The 16904-nt window shown below is 51.9% G+C and carries 16 protein-coding genes; 6 read left to right on the forward strand and 10 right to left on the reverse strand.

From position 1 onward, the window contains the following. Nucleotides 1–149 precede the first annotated feature (149 nt). The gene (locus tag NST23_RS21965; protein ID WP_122964686.1) at nucleotides 150–1118 is read left to right on the forward strand and encodes an MraY family glycosyltransferase; all 969 of its coding nucleotides are present in this window, start codon (nucleotides 150–152) and stop codon (nucleotides 1116–1118) included. Nucleotides 1119–1193: 75 nt separating this feature from the next. Here NST23_RS21965 and NST23_RS21970 read toward each other — a convergent pair whose 3' ends face one another. From NST23_RS21970 to NST23_RS21980, 3 genes are all read right to left on the reverse strand, one after another. Further along, nucleotides 1194–2060: a GNAT family N-acetyltransferase gene (locus tag NST23_RS21970; RefSeq protein WP_217022280.1), complete on the reverse strand. Its 867-nt coding sequence runs from the start codon at nucleotides 2058–2060 to the stop codon at nucleotides 1194–1196. Nucleotides 2061–2095: 35 nt separating this feature from the next. Then, nucleotides 2096–2815: a 3'-5' exonuclease gene (locus tag NST23_RS21975; RefSeq protein ID WP_122964684.1), complete on the reverse strand. Its 720-nt coding sequence runs from the start codon at nucleotides 2813–2815 to the stop codon at nucleotides 2096–2098. Between the two features lie 153 nt (nucleotides 2816–2968). Beyond that, on the reverse strand, nucleotides 2969–3628 hold the full coding sequence (locus tag NST23_RS21980; protein WP_328139467.1) for a tetratricopeptide repeat protein: 660 nt from the start codon (nucleotides 3626–3628) through the stop codon (nucleotides 2969–2971). Nucleotides 3629–3826: 198 nt separating this feature from the next. Between NST23_RS21980 and NST23_RS21985 the strand changes: the two genes are divergently transcribed. Continuing rightward, a complete protein-coding gene (locus NST23_RS21985; RefSeq protein ID WP_122964682.1) occupies nucleotides 3827–4999 on the forward strand; it encodes an MFS transporter in 1173 nt (390 codons plus the stop codon). Between the two features lie 85 nt (nucleotides 5000–5084). Continuing rightward, nucleotides 5085–5795, forward strand: coding sequence for a purine-nucleoside phosphorylase (gene deoD, locus NST23_RS21990; RefSeq protein WP_122964681.1), 711 nt, complete (start codon nucleotides 5085–5087; stop codon nucleotides 5793–5795). 47 nt (nucleotides 5796–5842) lie between these two features. Here the strand turns inward: deoD and NST23_RS21995 are convergent, their stop codons facing one another. The 7 genes from NST23_RS21995 to NST23_RS22025 form a co-directional block, all read right to left on the reverse strand. Next, the gene (locus NST23_RS21995) at nucleotides 5843–6079 is read right to left on the reverse strand and encodes a hypothetical protein (RefSeq protein WP_173597593.1); all 237 of its coding nucleotides are present in this window, start codon (nucleotides 6077–6079) and stop codon (nucleotides 5843–5845) included. Next, on the reverse strand, nucleotides 6063–8201 hold the full coding sequence (locus tag NST23_RS22000; RefSeq protein ID WP_445662496.1) for a sigma 54-interacting transcriptional regulator: 2139 nt from the start codon (nucleotides 8199–8201) through the stop codon (nucleotides 6063–6065). The genes NST23_RS21995 and NST23_RS22000 overlap by 17 nt, the downstream gene beginning before the upstream one ends. A 110-nt stretch (nucleotides 8202–8311) precedes the next feature. Beyond that, nucleotides 8312–9700: a putrescine aminotransferase gene (locus tag NST23_RS22005; RefSeq protein ID WP_217365725.1), complete on the reverse strand. Its 1389-nt coding sequence runs from the start codon at nucleotides 9698–9700 to the stop codon at nucleotides 8312–8314. 25 nt (nucleotides 9701–9725) lie between these two features. Beyond that, the gene (locus NST23_RS22010; RefSeq protein WP_173597591.1) at nucleotides 9726–11198 is read right to left on the reverse strand and encodes an aldehyde dehydrogenase family protein; all 1473 of its coding nucleotides are present in this window, start codon (nucleotides 11196–11198) and stop codon (nucleotides 9726–9728) included. 161 nt (nucleotides 11199–11359) lie between these two features. Beyond that, nucleotides 11360–12304, reverse strand: a complete 945-nt coding sequence (gene speB, locus NST23_RS22015) for an agmatinase (protein WP_173597590.1) — start codon at nucleotides 12302–12304, stop codon at nucleotides 11360–11362. A 421-nt stretch (nucleotides 12305–12725) separates the two neighbouring features. After that, complete coding sequence (locus tag NST23_RS22020; protein WP_173597589.1) at nucleotides 12726–13268, reverse strand: hypothetical protein; 543 nt, start codon at nucleotides 13266–13268, stop codon at nucleotides 12726–12728. A 22-nt stretch (nucleotides 13269–13290) separates the two neighbouring features. After that, nucleotides 13291–13998, reverse strand: a complete 708-nt coding sequence (locus NST23_RS22025) for an amidase domain-containing protein (protein ID WP_340964580.1) — start codon at nucleotides 13996–13998, stop codon at nucleotides 13291–13293. A gap of 413 nt (nucleotides 13999–14411) precedes the next feature. Between NST23_RS22025 and NST23_RS22030 the strand changes: the two genes are divergently transcribed. The 3 genes from NST23_RS22030 (at nucleotide 14412) to NST23_RS22040 (ending at nucleotide 16895) form a co-directional block, all read left to right on the forward strand. After that, nucleotides 14412–15770, forward strand: coding sequence for an APC family permease (locus NST23_RS22030; protein WP_122964675.1), 1359 nt, complete (start codon nucleotides 14412–14414; stop codon nucleotides 15768–15770). 37 nt (nucleotides 15771–15807) lie between these two features. Next, the gene (locus tag NST23_RS22035) at nucleotides 15808–16101 is read left to right on the forward strand and encodes an SAV0927 family protein (RefSeq protein ID WP_173597586.1); all 294 of its coding nucleotides are present in this window, start codon (nucleotides 15808–15810) and stop codon (nucleotides 16099–16101) included. Between the two features lie 284 nt (nucleotides 16102–16385). Then, nucleotides 16386–16895, forward strand: coding sequence for a GNAT family N-acetyltransferase (locus NST23_RS22040; RefSeq protein WP_287102076.1), 510 nt, complete (start codon nucleotides 16386–16388; stop codon nucleotides 16893–16895). Nucleotides 16896–16904 lie beyond the last annotated feature (9 nt).

Here is a 16904-nt window from a genome sequence, read left to right on the forward strand (position 1 = left end):
TCCTAGAAGGGATTATATTTTTTCGTTGTCTATGAAATAAGTACCAACTTTTTTTGGTACCTCCCCACGCTTCGTCAGCAAGAGTCGACAAAATTTGGAATCCTTCCTATAATAGACTTGTCTAAAAAAATGCTGTCTTTTCGTAGGAGATGGTCATGATTACATACGCGATTTCGTTTGTACTGTCGTTCGCTATCGTCATGGTGCTGATTCCACCGCTGGCCAAACTGGCATTTCGCCTTGATTTTGTGGACAAGCCCCGGAAAGACGTCGAGCGCAAGATTCACCGCGAGCCGATTCCGCTCACGGCCAGCTATGCCATCTTTGTCGGATTCGCCGCATCTTTTCTGTTGTTTTCCAAAGAGTCGCCGGAACAGACTGTCGCCGTATTGATCGGCTCGCTGCTCCTTCTTACCATCGGCACCATCGACGATTGGTACAAAACCCAGGGCAAAGATTTCTCAGCCCTGCCCAAACTGATCGTCCAACTGTCGGCCGCTGTGATTGTGTACATGTCGGGGATCACCTTCTCCGGGTTCTACAATCCGCTTAGCGGCGAGTACATTTTGTTGCCGGAATGGCTTCAATTCGTTCTCACGATCCTCTGGATATTCGGAGTAACTACTGTCATCAACTTTTCGGACGGAATGGACGGCCTCGCAGGAGGACTTTCCGCCATTTCTGCCGGCACCCTGTTTGTTGTGGCTCTCGTCAAAGGCCAGAACACTTCCGCAATCATGGCGATCAGCCTGGTCGGAGTCGCTCTCGCCTACCTTCGCTACAACAAGCCGCCCGCGAAAATTTTCATGGGGGATGCAGGGGCGACTTTTCTCGGGTTCATCCTCGCCGTGATCGCGCTGGATGGAGCGTTCAAACAGGCAACCGTCCTGTCCTTGTTCATCCCGATTTTGGCGCTGGGCGTCCCGATCTTCGACAATTTGTTTGTCGTGATGAAACGCTTCATGCAAGGCAAGCCGATCTACCAGGCTGATGCGAGCCAGGTTCATTACCGCCTGTTGCGTACGGGACTCAATCCGAAGCAGGTCGTGGCTTTCCTTTGCCTGATCAGCGTCTGTTTCTCGCTCACCTCGATCATCCTGCTGTTGCTTGGAGTCTAACGCAAGCGCATAAAAAATGCCGCTCCGGTCGCTATCAATCGTGACCGTGCGGCTTTTTTATTGGCAAAAATGGTTTCAGGACAACGGACGTCTTGCCGTCAGCATCGTCTGGCAAGTCTGAAAGCCTGTCCGTTCATACAAGGCAATCGCCGGCTTGTTGTGCGTTCCGGTCAGCAAATACGGCTGCAATCCTTTTTCCAGCGTCCGGTTTACAAAAAATGCGGCGAGCTGCTTGCCGTAGCCTTTTCCTTGATGCAGCGGATCGACAAACACATCGTAAGCCTCGCCGTGCGGGGTGACGATCAGCGAACCGACGAACGCTCCCGCTTCGTCATAAAACATGTGAATATCGTCTTTCATCTCCGTCAGCAGCCACTTTTTCCACGACTCCATCGTTTGCTCGGAGTAATCTGTCAATCGGTACGGCTTCAGGTCGATGCCTTTGCGCACTTCGTAGTAGGCATCACTCTGGGACTGGATGTAGCGCTCCAGATCACCCTCGGCAAAAGGCTTGATCGCAAGCGTCGGCTCAGCGAGCATGCCGCCGCTGTATTGCATCAGATGCTGTCCCCACAAAGGCACAAAGCCTCTCCCGGCAAAAAACGCTTCCGCTTCCCCTTCGTCGACACGATAAGTAGCGGCTACAGCCGTCACCCTTTTCTCCTGCTGTTCCAGCTGCCGAAAAAGCTGGTCGAACAGACTGGAACCGATCCCTTGGTTTCGCCACTCAGGGCGCGTATAGACATAAATTTCAGCCGTTCCTTCTTCGCCAAAGGAAGTGACATCATACATGCCGCAGGCAACAATCTCCCCTTGCTGTTCGTACAGGAACACGGTAGCGGACTTCAAAATCGCGGCAATCTCCAGCGCGCGCCACTGCACCCCGCGTTGCAGCATCGCCACAACCGCTTTCATGTCGCCATCGTGCATGTCTCGAATCATGTTCTCTTCTCCCTCTATTGCGCACAGTCTGCTTGTTAGTGATTCGGTGCCCCCGTCGTTTCGGTTGCTTGCTCCAGCTGTTTTTTATGCTGCAAGCATGCCTGGCACCTTCTGCTTTTCCGGCCGAAAGCCGTGTAGTATTTCTGCTTTTTGCAGGAGCGGCACGTCATGTACAGCGGGCTGGACAAATTATAGTTCTCTTCGGGCGTGTTTTGCGACAGGTGAACCGTCTTGTTGTACTTGATCAACAGGTGAGCAGTATGTATCGCATCAACCAGCGCGGAATGCAGCCTTCCTTCCTGGACAATTCCGGCACAATCGATCGCATCCTTGAGACTCATCTGCTTGCGGTCGGCGAGCAGCATGCTGATCGCGGGCTGAATATCGTTGTAATTGCGCATCCAGCTGAAATCCAGCCCAAAGCGAGCGCAATGCTCGATCATCAGCCGCTTGTCATCCTGGCCCCACGAGCACAGGTAGTAGTCCGAATCGGTTCCAATCCACTCCAAAAAGGAATGGAAGCCTTTGCGAAACGGAATAAACGTCGGCATATTTTCCTTGTCCAAACCGACGAACTTGCGGGTGCGCTCCGAAATTCTGCGCTCGATGGCCGGAAACGTATAGCTCTGGAAGGTGTCTACCTCCACGCCGTTTGGTCCGGGAACAATTTTTGCCGCTCCGATCTCGATGATTTCCGGAATCTTGTCTTTTTGATGAGTCAGTGTCGTTTCCAGGTCATATACAATGATTTGCAAGCGTGATCACATCCTGAATGTATTGCTTCTATTATGAACGCTTATGGGTATGGATTGCAAAAGCATCGGCAAAAGATTTGCTTTTTTTATGGAGGAATGGTCTTGAAGCGGTGACTGACCACAAAGAAAAATGGCTGCCGGAAATGGCAACCATCAGATCGTTTTTCGCAGCCAGGCCAGGAACGCCCAGCGTCTTTCCGTTCGGCGCTTGTAGGAGGGCAGCCCCCGGTAGACTTCCACAGCTTCCTGAAAGGACGCTTTCGCCTTGTCTTTTTGCTGCAATTCGCCGTACACCACGCCGAGTTTGAAGTATACCTCGCACGATGACATGTTCATCTTCGCCAGCTCGCCCAAATATTCCAGCGCTTTTGCCTGTTGTTTGCGCTTCGCATATTCTTCCCCGACGATGAGGTATGGCTCTCCGTACCGGACGCGCGGATTCAGTTGCAAAGCCTTGCCGATCAGCTCCAGTCCTTCTTCCATCCGTCCGACCTTGAACAAGCAAATTCCTTTGTCGCACAAATATTCAGCCGAATCTTGCATCGCGATAGAAATACCGTCCAGATAGGTCAAAGCTTCTGTGTACTGCCGTTTTTCCATGAGCAGCCGGGCAGCCTCAAGCTTGGCAGGCGTATCGTGCGGATTTAGCCTAAGCTGGCTGTTCAGGGCGGACAGTCGCCTCCAGCGCCGATACGGCTTCGTGATGTCAGGCAGCAGCCGGACAAAGCGCAAATCGAGAAAGTACAGGACGAGCAAAATGACGAGCAGCGCAATAAACGGATTACCTGTCAGCCACCATAAAAATGAGAACAAGAACAATTTCCCCAAAAGCTTCCCCTCAATCCTCTATTTTTTTCCTTTTTTACTATATGAGTCTAGCAAGTCTATTGTCAAATATTGTTACAGGGACAAAAAGGTTACTACTACAAGGGGTTGTTATCGCGAAAATTATAGGTTACTATATCTGTGGTAACTTCATTCTTTTATCCAAAAGGAGGTTTGCTCGTCACCGTGAACATGAAAGTATACATTCTGGCCATCGCTGCCTTTGTTGTCGGTACGGTAGAGTTGATCATCGGCGGCATTTTGGACATCATCGCGGAGGATTTGCAAGTCTCCATCAGCACAGCCGGCTGGCTGATTACGATGTTTTCCATTATTTTCGCGCTATCCGCTCCGATTCTTTTGACCGTGACGGCGAAAGCCGAGCGGAAGTCTTTGTACGTCTGGGCGCTAGTTGTGTTTTTGCTCGGCAACGTGATCTCTTTCCTCAGTCCTACTTATTTCGTTTTGATGCTTGGGCGGATTTTTTCCGCAGCGAGCGGCTCGTTGATCATCGTCCTGTCCATCACCATCGCTTCTTCCATTGTCAAAGAAGCGTACCGGGCCAGAGCGATCGGCGTCATTTTCATGGGAGTCAGCGGCTCGCTCGTCCTCGGAGTTCCGCTTGGTCTTGTCATCGGCAATTCGTTTGGCTGGCGCGCTCCGTTCCTGCTCATCTCGGTTTTGACGCTCGCTGCCATCGTCGGCATTTACGCCTTTTTGCCCAAAATTCCGGCAAGACCCACGATTCCGCTGAAAGAACAGCTCGCGACGCTGAAAAGACCGAAGATCATCAGCGCTCAACTGACATCCGTCTTGATGTTGACCGGGCATTTGACCCTGTACGCTTACTTCACTCCGTTTTTAAAAACGGCTTTGCAGCTTTCCTCGGGCTGGGTGAGCATCGTCTACTTCATTTTCGGCATCTCAGCCGTATTCGGCGGCGGGATTGGCGGCTGGGCAGCAGACAAGCTTGGCTCGACGAAAAGCATTCTCGTCATCATCGCTTCGTTTGCCATCGTGATGTTTCTCATTCCGGCCGTCACGTTTTCGCTCTACCTGTTCTTAGTCGTGATGATTGCCTGGAGCATGCTGAGTTGGGCGATTACACCAGCCCAGCAAAACTACCTGATCGAAACCGCGCCGGAGTCGTACGAAATCCAGCAAAGCCTGAACACTTCCGCCCTGCACATCGGCATCGCGCTCGGCTCGGCTGTCGGCGGCTTCGTGATTGAGCATTACTCCGTCGTGGACACGGCTTGGGTAGGCGGCATCTTCGTGCTTCTGGCCTTTGTCTGCGCTGTTTTTTCCGTCACAAGACCTGCTTCCGCCAAAAGGCTCGGTCAATCTATTCCCGTTTAACCCATTCAAGGAGGTGAACGCCGCTGTGTGAGGAATGAGAACGAAAGTGGTCCATGCTCTCGCTCGCCCACACAACGGCCTTATCATGAGCACACATATTCAAGCCAAACCAGGTGAAATCGCAGAAAGCATCCTGTTGCCAGGCGATCCGCTGCGCGCCAAATACATCGCGGAAACGTTTCTCGGCGATGTGACCTGCTACAATCAAGTTCGCGGCATGCTCGGCTTTACTGGCACGTACCGCGGAAAACGGGTATCTGTCCAAGGCACAGGCATGGGCGTCCCGTCGATTTCGATTTACGTCAACGAACTGATCCGCGATTACGGCGTGAAAAATTTGATTCGCGTCGGCACATGCGGCGGCATTCAGAAAGATGTCAACGTCCGTGACGTGATCATCGCCATGACAGCGTGCACCGATTCGAACATGAATCGCCTGACGTTCCCTGGTTTTGACTACGCGCCATGCGCCAACTTCGACTTGCTGAAAAAGGCGTACGATGCCGGAGTCGCCAAAGGGTTGTCTGTACGGGTCGGCAACGTGCTGACAGCCGACGTGTTTTATCGGGAAAGCATGGAGCCGGTGAAAAAGCTCGGCGATTACGGCGTGCTGGCTGTGGAAATGGAAACGACCGCGCTTTATACGCTCGCTTCGAAATACGGCGTCAACGGCCTGTCGATCCTGACCGTCAGCGATCACATTTTCACTGGCGAGGAAACGACTGCCGAAGAACGGCAAACGACGTTCAACGACATGATCGTCATGGCACTGGAAGCGATCGCAAGCGAATCGTAAACATACAAAAAGGGATCGGCCCGCTTCGGCTAATCCCTTTTTTCTATTTATCCTTCTTGACGCAGCACGATCGAAGCCAAAATCATCCCCGCAATGACTGGCTCCCCGCTCTCGACTTCAATCGCCTCTACGCTGCCCGTGACCGGAGAGAGAATGTCCATTCGCCTGCTCCCCTCTGCCAATGTGAACAGCAATTCCCCCTCCTGCACCGAATCGCTCAATTGAAAAAAGATTCGCTCAATGGTTCCGGCAAACGGCGATACCACGTCATACTTTAAACCCAATCGGCTCACCTCGACTTATCTTTTCTTGGATTTCCTGATACTTGCGACTGATCGTGGACTGGCTGACGCCAAGCACTTTGGCAGCCATGGAGGTCGTCTTGAACTCATCCATCGCCATCTTGATCAGTTGCTCCTCCATCGCTCTCGTCGCTTCCTTCAACGGCATGATTTTGGTCAGACGCTGGCGCAAATACTGCTTCTTTTTCGTTTTCAAAAGCGGTGTGATATGGTGCGCCTCAATCAAATCCTCGTCTGCGGTGACCACAATCCGTTCGATGATGTTTTGCAGCTCGCGCACGTTGCCCGGCCAGGAATACGATTCGAGCAAGTCGAGAGCGTCCTGGGACAATTGCGTGGAGCGCGCGTATTTTTCATTGAACGTCTGCAAAAAGTGCAAACTGATCAGCGGGATGTCTTCCGGGCGATCCCGCAGCGGCGGAATGACGACAGGGATGACGTTCAGCCGATAGTACAAGTCTTCGCGGAACGTGCCTTCCTCGACCATTTTTTCGAGATTTTTGTTGGTCGCGGCAATGATTTGCACGTCGACCTCGACGATCTCGGAGCCGCCTACGGGAATAATTTCCCGCTCCTGGAGCACGCGCAGCAGCTTGACCTGCAAATTCAGCGGCATTTCGCCGATCTCGTCGAGGAACAGCACGCCTTTGTGCGCCATCCGGAAGTACCCCGGCTTCCCGTTCGAGTTTGCACCTGTGAATGCGCCCTTTTCGTAGCCAAACAACTCGCTTTCCAGCAGCGTCTCCGGGATCGCCCCGCAGTTGACTTTGACGAACGGTTGGCTGTAGCGCGGTCCCAGCTCGTAAATCGTGCGGGCAAACACTTCTTTGCCGACGCCTGATTCCCCGGTGAACAGCACCGTAGAGGACGTGTTGGCGATCTTGTGGATGTATTTCATCACTTTTTCCATCGGTTCGCTGGCGTAGATCAGCTGGCGGTTTTTCGCATACTGCTTCTGGTCGCGCAAATGCTCCAGCTCTTTTTTGTACTTTTCCGATATTTTTTTGACTTGCAGCAGCTCTTCCTTCAGCATGACTGTCTCCGTCACGTCGCGCAAAGCGATGACGATCCGCTCCAGCTTTCCGTTGTCAGCGAAAATCGGGTTGCCGACAGCCAGCACGTTTTTGCCCGAGCGGCTTTCCTGTGTGACAGACACCTTGCGCTTGCGCTCCATCACCATGCGGACAATCGCCGAGAAAAATAAGCCCTCCTGTTCCAGCTCCATCAGATTGATGCCGAGCAGCTGCTCCTTGTTGATTTCCCAAAAGTCTTCGATCAGGTTGCCGCTGTAGCGCAGCAGCACGCCTTTTTCATCGAGGACGAGAATTTCGTCGTAGATCGAGGAGAGAATCCCTTGCAAGTCGGTGTTGAGGTTTTTGACGTACTCCATTTCCATCGCCATTCGCTCGATAAAAGGCAAATCTTGCAGGACGATCGTCGCTCCGGTCACCGTGCCATCGTGGCTGTGGATCGGGCAAAAGTCGGCGAGCACGCCGATTCGTTCGTTGACGATGATGTAATTGAGCACCTTTTCCCCGTTTTCAATCACTCGCTGAAAAACGCCCGGGTCCAGCAATTCGCCTACCCGTTGCTGTCGCAACTCTTCTGGCGTCACGCGAACCATCCGCAACACTTCGGAGCTGAAGTTTTCGATCTGCCCCTTTTTGTCCACGATCAAAATGCCCATCGGAATTGAGTTAAGCAAAGATCGCATCCAATCCGGGTGGCCGGACTGATTGGTCAAAATGTAGTACAAAACATCCTCGCGGCGCAAATACCCTTCGTCTTGCCCCGCCGGATCGCGGACGACCACGACTTCCTCCCCAAACACCTTGAAGTAGTCGGGTACGCTGATTCCTTGCTGATAATAGGCGAGGTTGGTCTGGTACGGAAGCTCCCGAACGGGCTTGTCCATCCAGCCCGGCTCGGTCAAGAGCGGCAGCATATCCGTATTTCGTATATAAGCAACATACTTGTTTTCGCTTTTGGGATCGGTAACAAACACATAACGCTCGTTGAACCGAGTCATGATGTCCCACACTTCATTCGCAGAAGATTCAAACGATACTGGATACGTTTTTCGTACAAAACAATTGGAAACCATAGGTCCTCCCAATATAGCTTGGCATGTGACTACTATTATACTCAGGGCTCCCATGGAGAAGAAAGGGAAAAGAAGACTGGGGTGGGCAGTCTTCTTTTCCTGTCTATCGGTTAGATTTGGACTTGCGGCAGCACTTTTTGGAAAGTCTCGATGACTTTGTCTGCTTCTTCGTACGTAATCGTGAGGGGCGGTTCGATGCGGATCGTCTTGGCATTGATCAGCGTTCCGGCTACCAGAACGCCGTTGTCAAACAAGCCTTTGGACACCTCGTAACCGATCTCGTCGTTATGGAACTCGATTCCGATCAGCAGCCCTTTGCCGCGCACTTCCTGCACTTTGTCACTGTGAGCCGCTGCTGCGGCGCGCAGCCCTTGCAGCATGTACTCGCCCATTTCCACGCAGCGGTCCAGCAAGTTTTCCTCGATCAGCACGTTGAAGGTCGCAATCGCTGCGGCGCACGCCAGCGGATTTCCGCCAAAAGTCGTCGTCTGCACAAACGGGTTCGGGAAAAAGCTTTTGAATACTTCCTCCGTCGCGACCACCGCTCCTGCTGGCATGATGCCCCCGCCAAACGCTTTTGCCAGGCACAAAATGTCCGGCACCACATCGTAATGCTCGCAGCAAAACATTTTTCCGGTGCGGCCCATTCCCGTCTGCACTTCGTCCAAGATGAGCAGGGCACCGTACTGGTCGCACAGCTCGCGCACTTGCTTCAAGTAGTTTTCCGGCGGCAGGTTCACTCCGCCTTCGCCCTGGATCGGTTCGAGGATCACCCCGGCAATTTCTTCCCCGACGAGCGCGCACGCCTCGAATGTTTTGCGCAACATGTCGATATCGCCAAAATGCACATGGCGGAAGCCGGGAATCATTGGCAAAAACGGTTTGCGGAATACGCCTTTGGCCGTAGCGGACAAAGCTCCCAGGCTTTTGCCGTGGAACGCTTTTGTCGTAGCGATAAACGTAGTGCGCCCTGTGTGCATTTTCGCCAGCTTGATCGCCGCTTCTACCGTCTCCGTACCGCTGTTGGCAAAATAGGCGTACTTCAGCTCGCCCGGCGTCACGTCAGCCAAAATTTTGGCGAGCATGGCGCGCAGCGGATCGAGCAAATCCTGGCTGTGCAGCGGTTGACGGTTGAGCTGGTTAATGACGGCCTCTACTACTTTTGGATGGCGATGCCCGACGTTGTAAATGCCAAAGCCGCCGAGACAATCGATGTATTCTTTTCCGTTTACATCCATAAAGGAGTTCGGGCCTGCGTCCTTCCATTCCACGGCGGCGAACTGTCCGTCTTTCGTAACCGACTTGCGGTAGCCGAGAAAGCCGGGATTTACGTGGTCGCGGAAGTTCTCGACCGTCTGGCGCGTTACCCACTCTGCCTCGTCTTTTGTAATGTCGGTTTTGGCGATCAGATCGAGAATCTGGCTCGTATAGGCGTAGACGTCTTTGTACTGTTCTTGTACTTGTATGTTCTGCTGTTTGCTCTCCACGGTTTTGCTCATCTCGCTGTCCTCCTGATTGGTTGGATTAGTTTTCAAACCAGCCGGTTGGCTGAACTTGCAGGTTGATGTTGATTTGCTTCACTTCCGTGTACTCCTCGAAGCCAAACGTGCCCAGGCCGCGGCCGATGCCGCTTTGCTTGTAGCCGCCCCAAGGCGCTTCGTTGTAGGTCGGATGGTAACAGTTGATCCACGTAATTCCGGCGCGCAGCTTTTTGATGACGCGCATCGCTTTGGCGCCATCCTGGGTGAACACGCCGCCCGCCAGTCCGTACACGGTATCGTTGGCGAGACGCACGGCATCTGCCTCGTCTTTAAAGCGTTGAATCGCCAGCACTGGCCCGAAAATTTCTTCCTGAACAATTTTCATGGACGGGGTCGTATCGGTGAAAATCGTCGGCTCGATGAAATAGCCTTTTTCCAGACCGTTTGTCGTCAGTCGGTTTCCTCCGCACAAGAGGCGTGCCCCTTCTGCTTTGCCCAGCTCGATGTAATGGAGAATTTTTTCCATGTGAGCCTGGCTGACGACCGGACCCATCTCCGTAGCAGGATCGTCGCCACGGCCTACGCGTATTTTTTGGGCGCGCTCCACCAGTCGCTCGACGAAGCGGTCGTGAATGCTATCTTCGAGCAGCAGGCGCGACCCCGCCGAGCAAACCTGCCCTTGATTCGTGAAAATTCCGAATAGCGCGTAATCAACAGCCGTATCGAAGTCTGCATCTGCGAAAACGATGTTCGGCGATTTGCCGCCCAGTTCGAGGGAGATTTTTTTGATGTTGCCGACAGCAGCCCGCATGATGCTGCGCCCGGTGGCCGTACCGCCTGTAAAAGAAATTTTGTCGACCAGATGGCTCTCGGCAAGCTCGTTTCCGACCGTTGCTCCCGCTCCGAGCACCATGTTGGCTACGCCTTTGGGAATGCCGACTTCCTCGATGATTTCAAACAGCTTTTGGGCGGTAACCGGAGTGACCTCTGACGGCTTGAACACGATCGTATTCCCGGCGGCGAGCGCAGGCGCAATTTTCCACACACCCATGAGCAGCGGATAGTTCCACGGCACGATCAGGCCGCACACACCGACAGGCTCGCGCACGACCATGGCTTGCACCGGGTCGGCCACGTGATACGTCTGTCCGTCCGGCTTGGTAGCCAGCCCCGCGTAGTAGCGGAAGCAAGCAGCCGCATCTGCGACGTCAAAAGCTGTCTCGCGCAATGGCTTTCCGTTGTCCAGCGTCTCCAGCCTGCCGATTTCTTCCGCACGCTCCTCCAGCTTGTCGGCAATCGCCAGCAAGTAGCGGGCGCGCTCCGCTGCCGGAAGTTCCGACCAGATGCCGCTATCGAACGCATCGCGGGCGATCTGAATGGCATGGCGGGCGTCTTCCACATCCCCTTCTGCCGAGAGCGCAATCACTTCCCCTGTAGCGGGATTCAAGATTTCGCGGGTCTTCTTGCTTTGCGCATCCACCCATTCCCCGTTGATGTACATCTTCAGGTTTATCATGCAATCCATCCTCTCCTTCCGCTGTGTCCCTTCTCAGTGTCATTCCTTAAAGCAACTCCCGTGCCAATCAAGGAAGCACGACTACCATTGGTGTAAGCCTGGGCACTTGTACGACTGATTTATGCAAAAAATCATCGATTATGCAAAAATGAATAGATTTCTTATTGGCTCGCCAGCTGATTTTGCCGGAGGGCAACCAGGGCGGCAAAGTCGTGAATCAATGTCGCTGCCAACAGCGAAGTAATTTGCGTCGGATCGTACGGAGGCAACACTTCCACGAGGTCAAACCCGATGTAGTTCAGGCCTGTCAGGGAGCGTATGATTTGCAGCGCCTCGTGACTGGTGAAGCCGCCTACCTCAAGCGTTCCGGTGCCGGGTGCGAAGGCGGGATCGATAAAGTCGATGTCAAAAGTGAGGAAGCAAGGAGTTTCTCCAATCTGCGCTTTGATTTGCGCAATGACATCCGCAAATCCGCGGCTGCGCAGCTCTTGTGTCGTGATCACGTTGTACCCCAGCTCGTAGCTGGCCTCGATGTCGCCCGGATGGTTCAGCGTCCCGCGAATCCCGACCTGAAGTACTTTGTCCGGCTGCAAAAGTCCTTCCTCGTGCGCCCGGATGAACGGGGAACCGTGCCAATATTTTTCGTCGTAGTACGTGTCCCACGTGTCTGTATGCGAATCAAACTGGATCATCGCTACCTGTCCGTATACTTTTTTAGCAGCGCGCAAGGACGCTAATGTAATTGAATGATCGCCGCCCAGCCCAATAGGCACGATGCCTTTTTTCATCAGGTCGAGCATGGCTTCTTCCATCAGCTCATAGCTGCGGTGGATGTTGTGCGGAATGACCGAAACATCCCCGACATCAATCGCTTGCGTATCCTCGAACGGGTATACTTTGTGCGTCGGATGATACGGAAACAGCGTCATGGAAGCCTGGCGAATCGCTTGCGGAGCAAACCGCGCCCCTACGCGAAACGAAGCGGCCGTGTCGAACGGCTGTCCGATAATCGCTACTTTGGCGTTTTCTCTTGCCGACGGTAACCGCATGAACGTGCCTGTCGTGCAAAACTCCGGTTTTACGTCTGGGGAAAGTGGATATTGCATAGGTTGAAGTCCTCCGTTTGTAGATAGTGTGTAGGAGACGGCTGCATTTTGTTCTACGGCGTTGGACTTTTGGTTTGGCTATCTGGTGTCTATCCCTCTGCTCCTGTCCAACGCTGCCTGTATTCGTTTGCCATGTAATGGCGAAGCGGCAAAAGAATCATCGACAGCAGGACGGCAATGAGGAAAAGCTTGTTTCGCATCGCTCGTAACCACTCCTTGTTTCCTTCCTTGCTTGTTCGCGGAATAATTATTGCAAATATTATGCCAATTTACTTTTCCAGCGAACACTTGCAGCAAGGGGGGCGGCTTATGCGGTTTTGCATAATCTATGCGTTTTTGAATCATCGTTTTTGCATGGACTGGTCATGAAAAGGGCGCTGCTCTGGTGAGCAACGCCTTTGATTTTTGCACATTTAGTTTATTACTCGCTTTGTATACTGAGAGCTTCTTTCTCCTGTTGAAATTCCGTCAGCAACTGTTCTGCTTCTTCTTTGGCCTCTTCAGACTGCTTTGCCTTTTTAGCTCTCTTTTTTAAAGAAGCCAATTTCTCTTCAAATTTTGCAACCAGTTTTTTTCGCTGTTCGATTTGCTCTACAATCTCGGTTACTTTTGGGTCATTGGCATCTGCATCGCTGTCTTTGTAGCTTGATTCATGAATGAGTGTCATCTCTTTGAAAACAGCTAACTTACGTGTTAATACATCCTCGGGGTTTTCGGGGTTCAGTTCTTTTTCGAGCTTTCCTACTTCCCACCCCAAGTCTTTGATTTTTTGCCTTTCTTCGCTCGGCGCATTAGGATCATCTTGATCGGCCAATTTTTTATACTCTTCTTTCATTTGCTCAAGCATTTCCGTTTTGGACGAATCATCGGCATAAGCTTGGTAGCCAAGAAAACTTCCAGCGCTTAAAATAGCAAGACTGCCTAATGTTAAAGCGAGAAGTTTTTTTGTTCGATGTACAAACATGATTTCATCCCCTTTTAGCGGATTATTTCTTGATTTTTATTGTCACAACATATGCCCCGCCATAATCGAGCCATTCACTTAATGGCAGGTCTGTCCCCCAAGTATAATCACTGTCATTTACCGAATGTTGAGCCATATACACTTCTCCATCCTTAAAGCGATGAACTACTTGCGAATGAATGGTTCTTCCTGAAGCATCAACATACTGAACAATATCGCCTTCGTACAAATCATTGTAAATGTCTCTAAAATTCTTTATTGCATCTTTGACTGAGTACTTTTTGGCTTGATACGCAAATTCCCCTCCTGAACCATTAACTACTGCCCAGTGTTCTCTAAATTGATGAGCACCAGTCCAAGAAGATGTGCGAGATTTTTTATCATTTGTATTTTCCGGAACATTGCGACCGTAATAGTACCAATCTTTGGTGTTCCTGTTGTAACCAGCCTTCCCATGAAAATCCAGACCCCCACCTTCATGTAATACTTGAGAGACAAAGTTCGTGCAGTCACCGCCATCGCCATTACTTCCATAATTTTTGTTCCCCGGTCGTTCAGCATACTTTTCAGCGTATTTTTTGGCACCTTTTCGATCAAAATTATTGTTTATTTGGGAATCCGTATTTGTAAACATAGTTTCTGGTGCTGCAAATGCTTGTCCAATTAGTAATGTTGATCCTAAGCATGTTAGTACCAATGATTTTTTTAACATCGTCTTCAAGTTTTCCATCTCCTTGCATTTTAACTTTTTAAAAATAAAGCTCAAATCAATTTACATTAAATCAAAATATTGGAAAATATTCAATTTATTTCTATTAAGAGCAGAAGCAAGCGCGACCGTTTTGTATGCATTTTTGGGTAATCCATGAATTTTTGCATGAATAGGAACGCGCACGCTGACTCCTCCCGCAGCAAAAAGCGGGATAGATGGCGCCCTTTCGCGTTTGGCATATCACTTGCTTACATGGCTGAGAGAAATAGTCGCATCATGTACACCACAGTTTGGGGAAGCAAGGGGGGCAAACGGCATGAGGAAAAACGATGCGACCAGACTCCGCAGCCGGGCGGCCGGGGGTTTGGATCGAATAGAAGCTGACCGCGAAATGTTAACCGCTTTCATTTTACAAACAAAGGGGATTGGTCATGGAAAAAAGCCTGAATCATTCAACTGCACCCACGTTAAAAAGAAGCTTGAAACTGTGGCAGGTTATCGTTTTGGGACTGGGCTATTTAACGCCTCTGACTGTTTTTGATACGTACGGCATCGTCAGCCAGGAAACAGGCGGGCATGTTCCGACTGCCTATATTTTGGCGCTGGCTGCCATGCTGTTTACCGCATCCAGCTACGGGAAAATGGTGCGGGTATTTCCCGTAGCCGGGTCTGCCTACTCCTACGCCCGTCAGGCGATTAACCCGCACATCGGCTTTCTCGTCGGCTGGGTATCACTCCTCGACTACGTATTTCTGCCTGTCATTAATGTACTCCTCGGCAAAATTTACTTGTCTGCCGCCTTTCCGATGGTTCCGGGCTGGATATTGGGCATCCTCCTGGCTGCGGTCACTACTTACATCAATTTTCGCGGTATTCAGTCTACGGCCAACTTCAATACATTGCTGGTCGTGTTTCAGGTCATCGTTGTCGTCGTTTTCGTCTGCCTAAGCATTTCGCACATTGCTTCTGCCGCCAACGGTGCGCCTGCTTTTACAGCCCAGCCTTTTTACGGGGAAGCGATCTCGCTGCCGACGCTGCTCACCGGGGCTGCGATTCTCTGCTTTTCGTTTCTCGGCTTCGATGCCGTCACCACGTATACGGAAGAAGCGGTTGACCCGCTGAAAACGATCCCGCGCGGCATTTTTCTCGTAGCGTTGATCGGGGGCGTCATCTTCATCACGACTTCCTACTTCACTCAGCTTGCTTTTCCGGCGGTGGACCATTTCCAAAATCCGGAGTCGCCTTCACCCGAAATGTCGATGATTCTCGGACAAGATCTGTTTTACGCGATCTTCGTAGCGGGCAGCATAACCGCTGCGCTTGCTTCCGGGATCGCTTCCCATACGAGCGCTTCCCGCCTGCTGTACGTGATGGGCAGAGAAAACGTCCTGCCGAAAAAGCTGTTCGGCCACCTGCACCCTGTCAAAGGCATTCCGGCGCGCAACGTCTTTTTTGTCGGAGCCATCTCCCTGGCCGCTTTGTTTCTCGACCTGGAAACGGCGCTTGCCTTCATTAATTTTGGCGCATTGACCGCTTTTACTGCCGTTAACGCCTCTGTGATCGCCCATTACTATATTCGCAATCAACAGCGTTCTGTGCGCGATGTCGTTCACTACCTGCTCTCGCCGTTGATCGGCACCAGCTTTGTCGCTTTTCTCTGGTACAACCTGGACAGCCACGCGCTGACCCTTGGACTCACCTGGTCGTTGGTCGGCATCAGCTACTTGCTGTTCAGCACCAAATTTTTCACCAAAAAGCCTCCGGTCATCGACTTCGAGGAAGCCATTTAAAGCTCGGCCCCAAATCAAGCACAGGAGTGAGTCGACAATGAAGTTTGAATATTTGTACGATCAATCGGAAAATTTGCTGTCCCGCTTCGTCACTTTTGCCACCGAGCAGCGCCGCTATGATTTCGCCTTTTTCTACTCCCGGCATTTCGATGGAAAAAGTATCGTCATGTCGCTGCAAAACATGCGCGCCGCCTTGCTGTGCTCCGACGATGTCGGCCACGATCACAACTGGGTTCATTCGTTGGCTGTGCATGCGGAAGACGAAGAGGTCGTTTCCAGTTTCCTTGCGAAAGCGCTCTCTTCCTTGTTCAAACACGACGATCTCGATTAATGAAAGAAACTTTCACGAGCTGGTGCCTGTTTGCGGCATCGGCTTTTTTGCGCTGTGACGCCCGGCGATCCTTGATCGTCATGATCGGCGAACAAACAACCTTTTCCGTCTCCGCACAAGCTGCTTGCCGTTCCCGGAAAGGAAACCGTATCGACCGCTTTCACAGTAGCAGGTATCCGGAAAATCGGAACCTTTTCGCATGGCGGCAGGAAAATGCATGCGCAGCCAGTAAAATAACAAACAGCCCGCTTATTCTCAAACGGCTAACAAGGAGGATAACAACCATGTCCCACGATTGGCACATCCAGCTTGCTACGCCACACGATACGCTGGCTGTCATCAGTCTGCTGAAGCAGGTCGCGCAATGGCTGAAAGAGTCAGGGATCAGGCAATGGGCGTTTCTTTTGGAAGGCGGAGACGACGAGGAGATTGCACAAGCGATTGTGGATCAGCACACGTATCTCGTACGGAAAGGGCCGGAGCTGATCGGCACCTTTACCGTCGCAGCCAGCCAAACGGAATGGGACCGCCATATTTGGGGAGAAGATGCTTCCGAAAACAGCCTCTATCTTCACAGGCTCGCCCTGCGTCCTGCTACGATGCGAAAAGGACTCGGAGCCGATCTGTTGACCTGGATCACGCAGCATGCAGCAAGCGAGCAGAAGAACCTGAGACTGGATTGTGTAGCGGACAATCCGCAGCTGAACCAGTTTTATCAGCGCAACGGCTTCCACCTGCTCGGGACAACAGACGGACATCACAAATGGCAAAAGAGCGTGGAACCCCGCGCTTAGCGAATTTGG

The sequence above is a fragment of the Brevibacillus sp. FSL K6-0770 genome, assembly GCF_038000275.1.
Classification (GTDB): Bacteria; Bacillota; Bacilli; order Brevibacillales; family Brevibacillaceae; genus Brevibacillus; species Brevibacillus parabrevis.

Coding starts and splice junctions, on each gene's coding strand:
- NST23_RS22020 (WP_173597589.1), bottom strand. CDS start 13,268: ATGTTTGTACATCGAACAAAAAAACTTCTCGCTTTAACATTAGGCAGT.
- NST23_RS21970 (WP_217022280.1), bottom strand. CDS start 2,060: ATGATTCGAGACATGCACGATGGCGACATGAAAGCGGTTGTGGCGATG.
- NST23_RS22000 (WP_445662496.1), bottom strand. CDS start 8,201: ATGGTTTCCAATTGTTTTGTACGAAAAACGTATCCAGTATCGTTTGAA.
- NST23_RS22040 (WP_287102076.1), top strand. CDS start 16,386: ATGTCCCACGATTGGCACATCCAGCTTGCTACGCCACACGATACGCTG.
- NST23_RS21965 (WP_122964686.1), top strand. CDS start 150: ATGGTCATGATTACATACGCGATTTCGTTTGTACTGTCGTTCGCTATC.
- NST23_RS22035 (WP_173597586.1), top strand. CDS start 15,808: ATGAAGTTTGAATATTTGTACGATCAATCGGAAAATTTGCTGTCCCGC.
- speB (WP_173597590.1), bottom strand. CDS start 12,304: ATGCAATATCCACTTTCCCCAGACGTAAAACCGGAGTTTTGCACGACA.
- NST23_RS22010 (WP_173597591.1), bottom strand. CDS start 11,198: ATGATAAACCTGAAGATGTACATCAACGGGGAATGGGTGGATGCGCAA.
- NST23_RS22005 (WP_217365725.1), bottom strand. CDS start 9,700: ATGAGCAAAACCGTGGAGAGCAAACAGCAGAACATACAAGTACAAGAA.
- NST23_RS22030 (WP_122964675.1), top strand. CDS start 14,412: ATGGAAAAAAGCCTGAATCATTCAACTGCACCCACGTTAAAAAGAAGC.
- deoD (WP_122964681.1), top strand. CDS start 5,085: ATGAGCACACATATTCAAGCCAAACCAGGTGAAATCGCAGAAAGCATC.
- NST23_RS22025 (WP_340964580.1), bottom strand. CDS start 13,998: ATGGAAAACTTGAAGACGATGTTAAAAAAATCATTGGTACTAACATGC.